Source organism: Haloferax sp. Atlit-4N, from assembly GCF_003383025.1.
Classification (GTDB): Archaea; Halobacteriota; Halobacteria; order Halobacteriales; family Haloferacaceae; genus Haloferax; species Haloferax gibbonsii.
Genome location: NZ_PSYY01000004.1, coordinates 190,435 through 205,054 on the forward strand (window position 1 = coordinate 190,435; position 14,620 = coordinate 205,054).

Genomic DNA, 14,620 nt, shown 5'->3' on the forward strand with positions numbered 1-14,620 from the left:
CCGCCCGAAATCCGGTCGCAGTCACTTCGTAACGCCGCGGCGGATTCCGGTCACGGAGCGCTTGAGAAGCTCCACGCCGGGCGCGCCGTCGCCGAGCCAGAGCCAGACGGCGCTCCCGAGCAACGCGAGCTCGAACGCGACCAGCACCCACGCCTCGGGTCGGCCGAGGAAGACGACGAAGCGGCGCAGGTAGAACCACGTCTGGGCGAAGAAGCCGCCCATCGACGACTCGCTCCCGTGGGACAGCGGCCACAGGAACGCCCGAATCACGTCGTAGTTCCCGAAGAAAAAGCCGTTGTACAGCAGGTCCGCGGGGATGTGCGAGAGGTAGCCGAGGGCGAAAGCGACGCCGACCGTGGCCGCCCCGTAGCGCCGCGCGACGGCCACGACGAGTATCGAGACCGGCACCGAGACGAGAATCGAGTGCGCAACCGAGATACCGCTCGGCAGGATGCCGAACGACCACGCAAGCGGCTTGTCGACGAGGTCGGGGAACTGCGTCCCGACGAGCACCGCCAGCGCGGCCCAGCCGTCGAGCTTTCGGCCGGTCGCCCGAGCCCACAGCGAGACGAGGATGTAGCCGACGGCGGCGTGCTCCCACGGGAACATCAGCGGTCGCTCCCGGTCGGTTGGCCCGTGGTCTCGGTCGATTGCGTCCGCGTCGGCGGTTCTCTGTCGGCGGTTCGTCGTCGCGGGGTGATAGTGGGGGTACGTGTCTGAAACATCTGGTGTGTGTCGGGCGCGTCGGGTCGGCTGTGGAGGACGTGGTTTCCGTCCGCGTCGGACGCGGTGTTGGGCGAAACGGCGCGCGAGCGCCCGGTCAGGGGACCCGTGTGCTCGTCCGGGTTTTGTTATGGCGACTGTAACCGCCTCGGGGCGGTTTTCGCCGCCGGAAGTCGGCGTCGATTCGAGCGGCGGCGGCGGGTAGACGCCGTATAACTACTCCCGCGGGGCGCGTGGCATCTCCAGAGAGTATGCGATACCTGTTCTTCACCAACACGCCCGCGCACGTTCACCTCTACAAGTACGCCGTCAGAGAGCTTCAGGCGATGGGTCACGACGTGCTCGTCCTCGGCCGCGACTACGGCTGTACCAAGGACTTGCTCGAGTACTACGACCTCCCGCACGAGATGTACGGCTCCTGCGGGACGACGAAGTACTCGCTTTTCAAGTCGCTCCCGTTCCACTACGTCAACATCTTCCGCGCCGTGCGGCGGTTCAAGCCCGACCTCATCTTCGGGATGGGCGGCTACGCGGCCCACGCCGGGGCCGTCTCGCGGACGCCCGTGGTCCTCGTCCTCGACTCCGAGCCGACCTCGTTGGACCACGTCGTCTCCCGGCCGTTCGCCAAGGCGATTCTGACGCCCCACACCTTCGGGAAGGACCTCGCGGACAACCACTACCAGTTCCGCGGGTTCAAAGAGACGGCCTACCTCCACCCCGACGTGTACGAGCCCTCGGTGGACATCCGCGCCGAACTCGGTCTCGACCCCGACGAGAAGTTCGTCGTCGTCCGGTTCAACGCGTTCGGCTCGCACCACGACGTGGGCCACGGCGGCTTTACCCCCGAGCGCCGCCGCGAACTCATCGAGATGCTGGGGGAGCGCGCGACCGTCTTCGTCCTCGACGAGAGCGAGGAGCGCCGCGACGGCGACCTCGACACCCGGCCGTTCGACTTCCACCCCGCGCTCGTCCACGACGTGCTCGCCGAGGCGAACCTGCTCGTCGCCGACACTCAGACCATGGTCACCGAGGCGGCGCTGCTCGGGACGCCCGCCATCCGGTCGAACTCCTTCGTCGGAGACGACGACATGGGCAACTTCGTCGAACTCGAACGACAGGGGCTCATCTCCAACCTCAAGTCGTTCGACGACGTGATGGCCCGCGCCGAAGCACTCCTCGACGACGACGGCGCGAAGACCCGCTGGGCCGAAAAGCGCGACGCGTTCCTCGCGGACAAGGTCAATCTCACCGACGTCATCGTCCAGGTGGCGCTGAACTACGGCTCCGTCGAGACGGTCGACTCGCTGACGCGACACACAGTCCCGGCGTAGTCGCCGTCGCGCCATCGCCGACTTCACGCCGCCGGCGTCCGGCGTAATCGAAACCGCCTCTGATTCCCCCACGCCCTCGGAGGCGGTCAATCGACCCATAACTAACCGCCGAACCGCCCAATTTTCGCGCATCGGCCGGCGCGCGCCCGTGCCCGCCTCGACGCGTCTCGTGACTCGGACTCGGGATACCCCGACCACGACCCGCGGAACCAACCAGAACCAATCCATGAAGCCCAAGCAAACACTCCTCATCGTCGGCCCGAAAGGAACCGGCGGCATCGACCGATACATCACCGAACAGCGTCGCTACCTCGAAGACCGGATGGACGTTCGCGTCTACACGCGCTACACCGCGCCGAAGGGCGAGGGACTCGAACTCGCGGCACGGATGCTCCTCTCGTCGCTCATCGCCGTCGTTCTCTTTCCCTTCCAGCGACGCCCGGACATCGTCCACGTCCACTCGTCGCACACCTACTCGTTCTACCGCGCGGCGTTCTTCACGCTGTTTTCGAAGTACGTCTGGCGGGTTCCCGTCGTCCTCCACATCCACGGCTCGTCGTTCGACGACTTCCTCGCGACCGATTCGCGGGCCGTCCGCCGACTCCAATCGCTCGTCTTCGACGCCGTCGACGACGTGGTCGTCCTCTCGGAGTACTGGCGCGGCCTCGTTTCCCGGCTCGCCGGCGAGGAGAAAGTCCACGTCATGGCCAACGCGGTCGAGCCCGCGGAGTACGACCCGACCTACCCGACCGACCCCGTCCACCTCGTCTTCGTCTCGAACCTCATCGAGCGCAAGGGTATCCGCGAGTTCCTCGACGCCATCGAGATACTCGAATCGACGCCCGGCCTCGACTTCGAGGTGAGCATCGGCGGTCGCGGCCCCCACGCCGACCGCGCCGAGGCGGTCGCCGCCGCCCACGACAACGTCTCGTACCTCGGCTTCCTCTCCGAGGAAGACAAGCGCGACCTCATCAGCCGCGGGACGGTGTTCGTCCTCCCGACCTACGCGGAGGGGCTCCCCATCGCCATGCTCGAAGGGATGGCCGGCGGCAACGCCATCGTGACCACGCCCGTCGGTAGCATCCCCGAGGTCATCACCGACGACCGCGGGATTCTCGTCGCACCCGGCGACGCCGAAGAGCTGGCGCGGGCGCTCGCGCGACTCGTCTCCAACCCCGAGGAGGCCGTCCGCATGGGCCGGACGAATCGGGCGGTCATCGAAGAGCGCTACTCGTGGCAGTCGAACGCGGACGAGTTGGTGGCGATGTACGCCGAGGCGGCGTAGCGTCGGAGTCTGTTTTTGCGTCGGTACCGTTTCCCGCCGTAGATAGTTCTCTCCGGGCTCGGTTCGTGGACGACACGCGGGCTCCGCGACACGCGGCTGACGGCGCACGCGAGGAGTTCGGCGACTGATGGCTTCAGTCAACAAGGTTTCTGCTGAAACCGTCGCTCAGATGTCAGGAGTTCCCCTCGGGAGTTTACCCGATGAGCAACTGTTTCTCTTGGGGCAAGCCTCATCTCGCTTTCGGCGTCGGCGTCTACTGCCTACGTCCGAGGGCGTTGATGCCGTCGACAGACACGGATCATCTTTCTTCACGACCGAAGACAGACTAAAAAGAGTTCTGAGAGGCCCGCCCGGCCTCAGTCGGCCGGCTGCGGCGCGTCTTCGGCTTCCGTCGCGCTCGCGGCACCTTCTCCGACGCCGCGGCCCTCGCGGTCGATGTACTTGCGAACCCAGAGTTCGCCGGTGATGATGCCGGAGATGGCGCTCATGTGTTCGGCCTCGCCCGTGAGTTCCTCGCGCTGGAGGCGTCGAATCTCGTCGGCGTCGAAGTACGGGCGCTCGCAGGCGGAGTCGAGCAGGTCGTCGATGCGCTCGCGGAGCGCGCGGTTCGTCCGGTACCAGTCGCCGATGGTCGAGCGGCCGCCGTAGGTGTGCACGTCGCCGACGAGTCGCTCGCGGATGCGGTCGACGGAGGTGCCGACGACGAAGCCGGCGGCGTGTTGCCACATCGGGCGCGCCGGCGGGACCTTCGTCCGCTCGTAGGGGATGTCCGCGAGTCGGCCGTCGAGGCGGCGGACCAGCTCGACCTTCGGGTAGGCCGTCCCGGCGGGAATCTTCCCGTTGGTGAACGGAATCGAGCCGACGCGGTGCGACAGCGGCATCCGCGTCACAGCTCGGAGGAACTCGGTGTCGCTGAACGGGACCCGCGTGCCGGCCTGGCTCTCGGCGATGGGGTTGCTGGCGAAGTCGCACCGCGGGAAGTAGTTGCGGTAGTAGCAGTCCATCGCGGTGCTGTAGAGGTCCGGCTGGTCGCTCTTGCGCACCTCCTCGCGGTAGGTCGTCATCGGGTCGAACTCGGTCCGCAGGAGCCGGCGGGCGTCGTCCACGTCGATGCGGTGTTTCGCGCGGTAGAGCGCCGCCTCGGGGGATTTGCTTCCCTCGACGGCGGCCCGGCCGATGCCGTCGCCCATCATCCCGCCCTGTCCGCAGCCCTCGATGAGCACGTCGGGCATGTCCTCGATGTTGAACACGTTCGCGAGGTTGACGAACGTTGAGAGGCCGACCATCCCGCTCGTCAGCTGGACCGACTTGTCGAGCGAGTCGACGAGCGCGTTCGACTCGACGGGCACGCGCCTGTTTTCGAGGCCGAGCACCTCGGAGACCTTCGCGGCGAGTTCGAGGTTGCTCCCGTTCGCGGGGTTCGAGTCGTAGGTGTAGGTCGTGAGGTCGTGGTAGCGGCTGAGTTCGCCCGCCATCGAGCGGCTGTCGAGGCCGCCGGAGAGCCACAGGCCGATGTCGCCGTCTATCGTGTCGGCCATGTCGGCGATGACGTCCTGATAGGCCGCGGTGAGGTCGTCGAGGTAGGAGTCGTCGGGGCTCTGTTCGAACGTGTGGTGCCAGTACGACTCGATTTCGCGGCCCGTGTCGGCCCGGTAGTCGAGGACGGACCCCGAGGGGAGGAACTTCACGCCCCGCACGAGCGTCTTGTCGCCCCAGACGTGCCCGATCATGAGGAGGTCGCTGATGGCGCGCTCGTCGACCTGCGGGTCGTCCAAGAGGGTCGTCAGCGCCCCGACTTCCGTCCCGAAGGCGAACGGCTCGCCCGCGACGTAGAAGCACTGTCGCGTCCCGAGTTTGTCGCTGGCGAGCACGACGCGCTCGTCGTCGCCGTCGACGCCGACGACGAGGAACGAGCCGTCGAGCTCGGGGAGGAGCGCGTGCGGGTCCTCGAACAGTCGGTCGAACAGCCCGTCGGCGTCGAGGGCGAGTTCGTCGAGGTTCGTCACCGCGCCGTATATGGCTCCCACGCGCGAGCCGTCCTCCCAGACGGTACAGCCCTTGGGGTCTCTCGCGCCGTGGTGGAGGACCGAGACGCCGAAGCGGCCGGTCGACCGCGTCGCCGACTCGTACCAGTCTTCGTGGTGGAGTTCGGCCGCGCAGGCGTCGAGCGTCGCCGCGTCGAGCGCGCCGCCGACGAAGCCGGTCATCGAAGACCCTCGCGTCCGGTTCGCTCGGCGGTCTGTGGCGTGACTACTGTGAGTGACATCGTTGCCCGATATCCGCGTGCGTCGGGTTTTGTTATCACGCGCCTATACGTCGCGCGGCGGCGTCGAGCGGCGTCGAACCGACCGGAACCGAGGCTCGAACGGGTCTCTGTCTCGGACGGCCCCCTCGACGCCCGACGCTTCGGTTGCTGACCGCGCGAGACGTGGGGAAGAACGCCCATACCGTCCGCAGACACCGATTACATTCTCAATAACAAACTACGCTACTCGCCTTCTCTCACGGGATGAAGCAACGTGATTCGCGGCTCACGAGAACACTCCTCCTCGTCGGATTTCTCGCGATAGCCGTCGGTATCCTCGTCGCTCGCGCGTCGCCGGCGCGCGCGTACGAGGTCTCGATTTACCAGTCGACTCCGGTGGTCTTCTGGGTCGGCGTGGCGGTGGCGGTGCTGACCGCGTTGGTCGTGGTCGTTCGCGCCCCGAACAGTCGGTTCGCGGTCGGTGGGGTGGGGCTGGCGGCCCTCGCGATAGCCGCGGTCTCAGCGCTTCCGCTCGTCCGGGAGTACTACTTCTACGGGTTCAACGACTCGTTGACGCACCTCGGCTGGGCGAAGTCGCTCGTCTCGGAGACGCTGACGCCGCTCGAAATCGTCTACCCGAGCGGTCACGTCTCCGCTGGGATGTTCAGCGCCGCCCTCGGCGTCGAAATCACCACCGCGATGATGCTCGTGGTGTTTTTCGTCTCGGTCGTCTACCTCGTGTTCGTCCCGCTCATCGTCTCGCTCGTCGTCCCCGACCGCCGGGCGGTCCTCATCGCGGTGTTCTCGGCGCTGTTGTTCCTGCCGGTGAACCTCAACGGGTTCAAGCTCATGTTCTTCCCCTACTCGCTGGCGTCGTTCCTCGGACTGGTGCTTCTGTACCTCTTCTTCAAACACCAGTTCTCCGGCACCGACGCCGTCGAGAGCCGGTGGCGCGGCCACGTCACGCCCGTCTCCGTCCTGTTCGCCATCGGGACGGTCGCGCTGGTGTCGTACCACCTGCAGGTCGCCGTCAACTACCTCGTGTTGTTCGCCGTCGCCGCGGCCATCCAACTCGTCCAGCGCTGGCGGACCCCGGACGCCGTGGCCGAGCAGCGACCGGTCTACGGTCTGACGCTCGTCTTCGCCGCGGCGTTCGTCTACTGGCTGACCCAGTACACGGTCGGCTTCTCGACGGGCGGCCTGTTCGTCGAGGGCGTGCTCGGGATTCTCTCGGGAAGCTCCGAGGCCGGAACGGCAATCTCCCAACGCACCGGCTCCGTGACCGCCGTCGGCGGCGGCATCTTCGACGTGTTCGTGAAGCTGTTCCTCGTGAACGCGGTGTACGCCCTGATTACCTTCGGCGTCTTCCTCGGCGTCCTGTTCGGGCGGCTCCCGAAGCTGTCGGGTCAGGGCCGGTCGGTCCTGCGGACGCTGACGTTCAGCCTCGTCGTGTTGGTGCCGTACTTCTTCGCGCACCTCCTCGGCGTCATCTCGGAGACGAATTTCTTCTTCCGCCACGTCGGCTTCGCGATGATTATCGCGACCATCGTCGGGAGCGTTGGGCTGTTCTACGCGTTCGAGTGGCTCGCGGGGACGAGCTACTGGTCGAAGTACGGGACGGCGGTCAAGGCGGGTGCGCCCGTCGCGACGGCGCTCGTCATCGGGCTCACGCTCATGGTGATGTTCCCGTCGCCGTACATCTACCTCCCCTCGAACCACGTCCCCGCCCAGCAGATGGGGGCGTACGACACCGCCTTCGAGATGTCCGACGAGGACATCCGCTACGTGGGTATCCGCGGGAACCCCGACCGCTTCGCCGAGGCGCTTCCCGAGCGAACCACGCCGGCGCTCGGTTTCACGACGCCCGACGAGGCGCTCACCGACCTGCCGAGCTACTACGACGGGCCGCGGTATCTGATGGTCTCGAAGACCGACTACGACCGCGAGGTGGTCGCGTACCGCGAACTCCGGTACTCCGCGGCGAATCTCACAGCCGTTCAGAATCAGCCCAACGTGAACCGCGTCATGTCGAACGGCTCGGCCGACCTCTACTACGTGTCCGGGTAGCGGCACGGAGTCCGATTTTTCGTTTCACGCCGACACCGGTGCCGAGACCGTCGATTTGCCGGTGCTGCCGCTATTTCTCTCCCTCGGTTCCTCCGCTTCGAACCGGAGACGCATCTCTCGGATTCGAGTGCGTCGCGGTCGCGTCGCGGCCACCGCCGAGCGGCGGGTCAGAAAAACGGTGAGGTAAGTCGACGGCCCACCGGCTCAGAACGGCGGGCTGTAGTCCTCGTACTCTTCCATCTGGTCCATCTCGTCCGTCTTCGACGGCATCACGGCGGCCCGCGGGCCGCCCGCCCGCCGCACGGTCACCGAGGACACGTCGTCGACCTCGTCGGCGATGCGTCTCTTGATGGCCTTCATCGTCATCGGCGCGATGCCGCATCCGGAGCACGCGCCGCCGATGGCGATGGTGACCTCCCCGGTCTCGTCGTTCACGTCCTCGATTTCGAAGTGCCCGCCGTGTTCCTGAATCTGCGGGACGTTGTTGCTCAGGTAGTTCCGTGTCTGCCGTTCGAGTGATTGCGCGCTCATAGGCGTTCGTCGATACGGCCCCATTTGTAATAAATCTGGGCTATTAGGGGTACCTAAACACGAGGGATTCAGGGCTTGTGTGGTAGTTTTAGGCCACACGAACTTTCTGAACTCGGATTCTTATCACTTTTCGAGCACCCTAAAACACCGCGATTTTCAACTTCCGAGCCGGCACGCATATTCCTCGCGCTCATCGGTGTGTGCTGAATGTCACCGCACGGCTTCGAGCCGCCGACTCGGTCTCGCCGCTCGTCGCCCCCCACCGCCCGACCGCTCGTTTCCTCCCCCGTCAAACGGCGCCTAATTCTCGCGCCTGCGGGAACCGCGACCCCGCCGGAATCCAGTAGCGAGTCAATAATTAATCGGCTCCTGAGCCGATGTGTAGCCGAGTGTTACCGTTCGTGAATACGCCGGGTCCTCGCCGAAGCGGCGACCCGCGAGGTGCGTTCGATGAGAGATAAGATTCGCTCGGTCGTCCGGACGATTCGCCGCCGGTTCGTCCCCGGCGACGACGACAGCGACCTCACGGAGCGGACGGTGAAAAGCGGGATGTGGGTCTCGGCGATGAACGTCCTCGACCGGGTGCTGAAGGTCGTCATGTTCATCGTCCTCGCGCGGTTGCTCGGCCCGGAGGCGATCGGGCTGATGGGAATCGCGCTCCTCACCATCTCGGCGCTTCTGAGTCTGACGAACCTCGGCATCGACGCCGCGCTCATCCAGCGCGTCGACGACGACGTGGACGAGTACCTGAACACGACGTTCACGCTCGAACTCCTCCGCGGCCTGCTGATGAGTTCGATTCTCTACCTCGCCGCCCCGTCGCTCGCCTCGCTGTTCGGCGAGCCCGCCGCGCGGGACCTCATCCGCGCCATCGCCCTGGTCCCGATTTTCCTCGCGCTGCGGAATCCCGCGATGGTCTACTTCAAGAAGGACCTCGCGTTCCACAAGGAGTTCGCCTACCGGGTCAGCGGCACGACGGCCTACGTCGTTGTCGCGCTCGGCTACGCCGCGGTCAGCCCGACGGTCTGGGCGCTCATCTTCGGCTACCTCGCCGACGCCAGCGTCCGGTCGGTCGCGACCTACTTCCTGCACCCGTACCGCCCGCGCCCCGCGCTGAACCGCGCGTACGCCGCCGAACTCATCGGCTACGGGAAGTGGGTCACGGGGTCGTCAATCGTCGAGTTCCTCTACGGACAGGGCGACGACGCGGTCGTCGGCTGGCTCCTGACGGCGACCTCGCTCGGCTACTACCAGCTCGCCTACCGCATCTCCAACGCGCCGGCGACCGAAATCGCCGTCGTCGTCTCCAGCGTGATGTTCTCGACCTACTCGAAGCTTCAGGAGGACCAACGCGCCCTCCGCGAGGCGTTCTTCAGCACCTTCCGGCTCACCGCCTTCGTCGCGCTGCCGATGTCGGTCGGCATCTACCTCGTCGCGCCCGCCTTCGTCGGGGCGTTCCTCGGTGAGGACTGGCTCCCGATGGTGCTCGCCATGCAGATTCTCGTCGCCTACGGGCTCTTTCGGACGCTCTTCGCGACGTTCAACCCCGTCTGGCGCGCCGTCGGCCGCCCCGACGTCCAGACCAAACTCGGCTTCCTCCGCGTCGCCCTGCTCGCGATAGCCATCGTCCCCGCGACGAGCGCCTACGGCATCGAAGGGACCGCCCTCGCGGTCACGGGCATCCTCGCGTTCCCGATGGTCCCGCTCTACGCGCGCGAGATGAAACGAACGCTCGGCACGACGTACCGACGGTTCCTCCGGGAACTCTCGTACCCCGTCGCTGCCAGCGGCGCGATGGCGCTGGCGGTCCTCGCGGCGCAGAACCGCGTCGGGTCGCCCCTCGTCGAGTTCGCGCTCCTCGTCGCCATCGGCGTCGTCGCCTACGCCGTCAGCGCGGCGTCGCTCATGACGCTCTTCGACTGGCGGGTCAAACAGAACCTCCGCGAACTCGTCTCGGTGATGTCGAAGTGAGGCGGGCGTTCGGCCGCCCCACCGGAACCCGGCGAGTGGTCGATTCGACTGACTCTCATTGCTAGCTGAACCTCGACCGTGAATCAAAACTATCAGAACCCCGTCAGAATATGTGGGTGCGGTGAAACGAACGCCCTCGCAAGATTCGGTGGGAGCGTAATTACCAGTTCATAGATTAATTATCTGACGAGGAGAGACGTTTCACGGACCGATTCTGATTCGACACCGGATGCCGATTTGACCCGTATAGTACCGATTAAGTGGTCGTTTTTGACTGCCGAACTGGTCGAATATACATATCTAGTTGATATTTTTCCGCAAGAATATAAGGTGTGTCTTTGGAATGCAACTGGTAACTAACTGGCCTCCATCCGAATCAATCCCGCAAGTAATCGTAGCCAACCTGATTATACCTCGCAATAATGATTATCACCTTAACGAGGGCTTTCCTCGGGTATGGTACGACTAACCGATGGAGATGACGACGAATCTGCGGCGGATTCAGACTCCATCCTCGAATCGCAACTCAACAGGCGGAACTACCTCAAACTCGGTGCGATGGCCGCATCGACTGCCCTCTCTGCCGGCGTCGCGTCGGCTGCGTCTGGACCAGAGGAGCGCTTCGGTATCCAATGGGACCGCGTCGTCAACGCGGTGGACGACCTTGGAATGGACCCCAACGGAAACGAACCGATAGACGACCAACTCGACGCCGCGTACGGGAGCGGGACGCTCATCGAATTCCCTCCGGGTGAGTATCTCGCCACCGAGACGCAGTACTGGAACGACGACGTCTCCCGCTTCGGGATGGTCGGCACCGGCAGTTCCCACAAGGACGTGCAGTTCGTCTTCCCGTCGGGCAACAACGGCGAGAAGTACCGGTTCCTCGAAATCACGAGCGGGGACCACCACGTCCTGAAGAACTTCTCCATCCAGCAGACCGACGACGACACCACCACGGCTGACATCTGGATGATAAACGACGACGGCGGCCTCATCGAGGACGTCGAGTGGCTCGGCCGCACCCCCACCGACAACGACGCTCGCCGCCAGCTCCTCGCGTACGACTGTTCCTCCGTCGACGGCGTCAACGTCGCCCGCCGCGTCTACATGCGCGAGGGTGCCGAACTCCCCGGCTACCCCGACGGCGTCGCGGGTATCCGCGTGCAGGGCGGTTCCGTCGGCGAGATTCGCCTCGTCGACTGCCACATCGAACAGCGCGGGTCGTCGTCGTTCCGCGCGACCCACACCCGCGGCGTCCTCCGCGTCGAGGGCGGCCTGTTCAAGAACAACGACAACACCAACATGCGCATCTCCGCGGGCGACCATCCCGAGAAGACCTCGTGGATCAAGGGCGCGACGGTCATCATGGACGCGGACAACCTCAACGAGCACGCCCGCGACGGCGACAGCCTCGACAGCCCCGAGGGCCTCCGCATCGACTCCACCGGCAACGGCTACGCCGGCGTCCTCATCGAGGACTGTGACTTCATCTTCAAGTCCTGTCCCACCTCGCGCGGTATCGTCTCGTCGCCGACGTGGGCCGGCCACGGCGGCTTCACCCTGCGTAACTGCCGCATCCAGAACGACACGTCGGTCCAGACGATTCACGCCGACTCCGTCGACACCGACACCGCGGACAAGCCGTGGGGCGTGAACCTCGAGAACGTCTCCATCACGGGGAGTACGCGGTCCCAGCCCGCCGGCGCGGCGGTCTGCATCGACAACGACCGAAACGGCTCGACCGTCCAGAACAGCTGTATCCACTTCCCGAACGGCGACGTGGACGGCGTCCTCGTCAACGACGCCACGAACTGCGAGATTCTGGACTCGAACATCAACGTCTCCGGGCAGGCGACGGTGTTCAGCGGCTCCGACGTCGACACGAGCAACATCACGAGCAGCGACTCCTGTCCGCTCCCGAGCGCCGACGACAGCACGGGCGGCGACTCGTCGAGCACGGACGACTCGACGGATTCGACGACCGACGATTCGACGACGGACTCGACGGACGACTCGACGACCGAAGACCTCCCGAACGAGATTCGCCTCGTCGGCACGGGCACGACGACCCAGTACGAGTTCACCGTGACTGACTCGCTGCAGGCGTCGGGCGACACCATCGAGGAGTGGGACGACATCTCCAGCGGCACCGCGACCGGCTGGATTACGACCGAGGGCGTCGAGGACGCCTACACGTTCTCCGGCGACGTCGACTCGTTCTCCTTCCTTGAAGGCGAGTCCGAGATTTACGTCAACGGCGAGCAGGTGACCGAGAGCACGGTCACCGACGCCACGACCGACTCGTCGACCGATTCGAGCACGGACGGCTCGACGGATTCGACGGACGATTCGACGACGGACTCGACGACCGACCTCTCGCACGAGCTTCGACTCGTCGGCACGGGCACGCAGACCAACTACGAGTTCACCGTCAGCGACGCGCTCGAAGCCTCGGGCGACACCGTCGAGACGTGGGACACCATCGACGGCACCTCCGCCAGCGGCTGGATTACGACCGAGGGCGTCGAGGACACGTTCAACTTCGCGGGAAGCGTCACCTCCTTCGGCTTCGTCGAAGGCGAGGCCGAGATTTACGTCGACGACGAGCAGGTGACCGAGAGCACGGTCACCGACGCCACGACCGATTCCTCGACCGATGGCTCGACGGATTCGAGCACGGACGACTCGACGGATTCGACCGACGACTCCACCGACAGCCAGAACGAACTGCGCCTCGTCGGCACCGGCGTCGAGACGCAGTACGAAGTCAGTGTCAGCGGCACGCTCGAAGCCTCGGGCGACACCATCGAGGAGTGGGACGACGTGTCCGAAAGCTCCGCGACGGGGTGGGTGACCACCGAGGGCGTCGACGACACGTACACCTTCACGGGCACGATTACGTCGCTGTCGTTCCTCCAGGGCGAGGCCGAGGTCTACGTCAACGGCACGCGGGTCGACCCCAGCGTGTTCTCGCTGCCGAACACCCTCGTGGTCGAGGGCGACGGCACGGAGACGACGTACGACTTCATGGTCTCCGGCGACATCCTGAACGACCCGCTCGTCGGGGCGATCGAGAGCGACGACAGCGTCACCAGCGGCAAGGTGAAGGGCTCTGTCACGGACGGCGTCGACGCCTTCCGGTTCTCGGGTGATATCAGGAAGATGAACCTGACCGGCGACGCGGCGCTGACCTTCGAAGACAACGACGGCTGAGACGACAGCACGGCAGAATAGCAGAACAGTAGACGGCGCGTCGCTCGCGCGGTGACGCCGCAGGCGACAGAGGCACCCAATTTTCGCGCTTCGACGCGGTTTTCTCCGTTTTCCCCGCGCGTCCGAGCGACCGCCGCGTTCGGCGACGCAGTACGTCGAGGACCGAGTTCGGACGCCAGTACGACGCGGTTATGCCGCGTCGTCGCCGGCGGCCGCGTCTTCGGTCGGTTCCTCGGTCACGGTGAGCCAGACGTACGCCGAGCGGTACGCCGTGTCGGTGCTCGGTTCCGCCGGCGCGTCGCCCTCGTACAGGAAGTAGGTGAGACGGAGGTCTTCGCCGGTCAGCGCCGGGGCGAACGTGTGGCGGGTCCGCCACGTCTCGCCGTCCGCGACGGTCTCCGTCCGCGACCCGAGCACCTGTCGCTCGACGACCGTCGTCTCGCCGTTCGTCCGCTCGACGCGCTGGAGTTCGGCCACGAGCGTGTAGCTCGTCGCCTCCCCCTCGGCGTTCGCGACGGAGACGAACAGTTCGGTCTGCTCGCCTACCGTCAGCTCCTCGGGGTAGTCGGCGGCGACGAACTCGCCGCCGGCGTCCTGCGTGAGAAGCGACAGGCTCGAATACGACTCGCCCGTCCCCGGTGCGACGAGCGCGTAGCTCAGGCTCGCGACGGCCAGGAGGACGGCGAACGCGAGCGCGACGTTCAGGAGCGAATCGACCCGCGAGGACTGGTCGAACGACCGGACCACGTCGGCGTACCAGCGCCGAATCGGGACGTGGAAGCGCTCTCCCTCGGGGAGTCGTCGCCGCCGCACCTCGCCGACGGCGAGACCGCCGACGATGATCGCCGACAGCGCGAGCAGGACGGGCGCGGCGTTCAGTCCGACGCCAGCCCAGAGGAGCGCCAGCCCGACCACCGGCAAGAGCGCGACGCTCATCCCGAAAGCCAGCGCAAATCGCTCCGTGAGGCCGAGGTCCGGCTGCCACTCGAACCGGCCGAACGACGGTCCCTCGCCCGAATTGCCCGACGACCCGGCGGGAAACAGCGCGAGCAACAGCGCGTAACCGGGAAGAAACAGCAGCACGGGGAGTCCGACGAGGGCTTCGACGGTCGGAACGACGTCGAGAACCGCGACGAGGCTACTCGAGACGACGACGAGGAGCGCAGTGGGCACGTCCAACGAGAGTTCGTCGAGTGCCTGGTTCAACCGTCCTTTGCTGTGTGATGTAGACCCCATTACCGGCTAGATGAC

9 protein-coding genes are annotated in these 14,620 nt (G+C 65.7%); 5 read left to right on the top strand and 4 right to left on the bottom strand.

Annotation, left to right across the window (positions count from 1 at the left end):
- Window positions 1-21: 21 nt before the first annotated feature.
- Window positions 22-609, bottom strand: coding sequence for a metal-dependent hydrolase (locus C5C07_RS18470; protein ID WP_008094128.1), 588 nt, complete (start codon window positions 607-609; stop codon window positions 22-24).
- Window positions 610-974: 365 nt separating this feature from the next.
- Between C5C07_RS18470 and C5C07_RS18475 the strand changes: the two genes are divergently transcribed.
- Window positions 975-2,054 carry a DUF354 domain-containing protein gene (locus C5C07_RS18475; RefSeq protein ID WP_004978021.1) on the top strand — a complete coding sequence of 360 codons (1,080 nt, stop codon included), beginning with the start codon at window positions 975-977 and terminating at the stop codon, window positions 2,052-2,054.
- A 226-nt stretch (window positions 2,055-2,280) separates the two neighbouring features.
- Window positions 2,281-3,339, top strand: coding sequence for a glycosyltransferase family 4 protein (locus tag C5C07_RS18480; RefSeq protein WP_004978020.1), 1,059 nt, complete (start codon window positions 2,281-2,283; stop codon window positions 3,337-3,339).
- A gap of 356 nt (window positions 3,340-3,695) precedes the next feature.
- On the opposite strand, the gene C5C07_RS18485 is transcribed toward C5C07_RS18480, so the two are convergent.
- Window positions 3,696-5,546, bottom strand: coding sequence for an asparagine synthase-related protein (locus C5C07_RS18485; RefSeq protein ID WP_115805779.1), 1,851 nt, complete (start codon window positions 5,544-5,546; stop codon window positions 3,696-3,698).
- 302 nt (window positions 5,547-5,848) lie between these two features.
- Here C5C07_RS18485 and C5C07_RS18490 point away from each other — a divergent pair, with 302 nt between their 5' ends.
- Window positions 5,849-7,651, top strand: a complete 1,803-nt coding sequence (locus C5C07_RS18490; protein WP_115805780.1) for a hypothetical protein — start codon at window positions 5,849-5,851, stop codon at window positions 7,649-7,651.
- A 204-nt stretch (window positions 7,652-7,855) separates the two neighbouring features.
- On the opposite strand, the gene C5C07_RS18495 is transcribed toward C5C07_RS18490, so the two are convergent.
- Window positions 7,856-8,182, bottom strand: a complete 327-nt coding sequence (locus C5C07_RS18495) for a NifU family protein (protein WP_004978017.1) — start codon at window positions 8,180-8,182, stop codon at window positions 7,856-7,858.
- Window positions 8,183-8,632: 450 nt separating this feature from the next.
- Between C5C07_RS18495 and C5C07_RS18500 the strand changes: the two genes are divergently transcribed.
- Window positions 8,633-10,153, top strand: coding sequence for a lipopolysaccharide biosynthesis protein (locus tag C5C07_RS18500; protein WP_004978016.1), 1,521 nt, complete (start codon window positions 8,633-8,635; stop codon window positions 10,151-10,153).
- Window positions 10,154-10,609: 456 nt separating this feature from the next.
- Complete coding sequence (locus C5C07_RS18505) at window positions 10,610-13,369, top strand: hypothetical protein (RefSeq protein WP_115805781.1); 2,760 nt, start codon at window positions 10,610-10,612, stop codon at window positions 13,367-13,369.
- A gap of 189 nt (window positions 13,370-13,558) precedes the next feature.
- Here the strand turns inward: C5C07_RS18505 and C5C07_RS18510 are convergent, their stop codons facing one another.
- Entirely contained in the window at window positions 13,559-14,605 is a 1,047-nt protein-coding gene (locus C5C07_RS18510) for a DUF1616 domain-containing protein (protein ID WP_394338709.1), read from the bottom strand.
- Window positions 14,606-14,620: the final 15 nt, after the last annotated feature.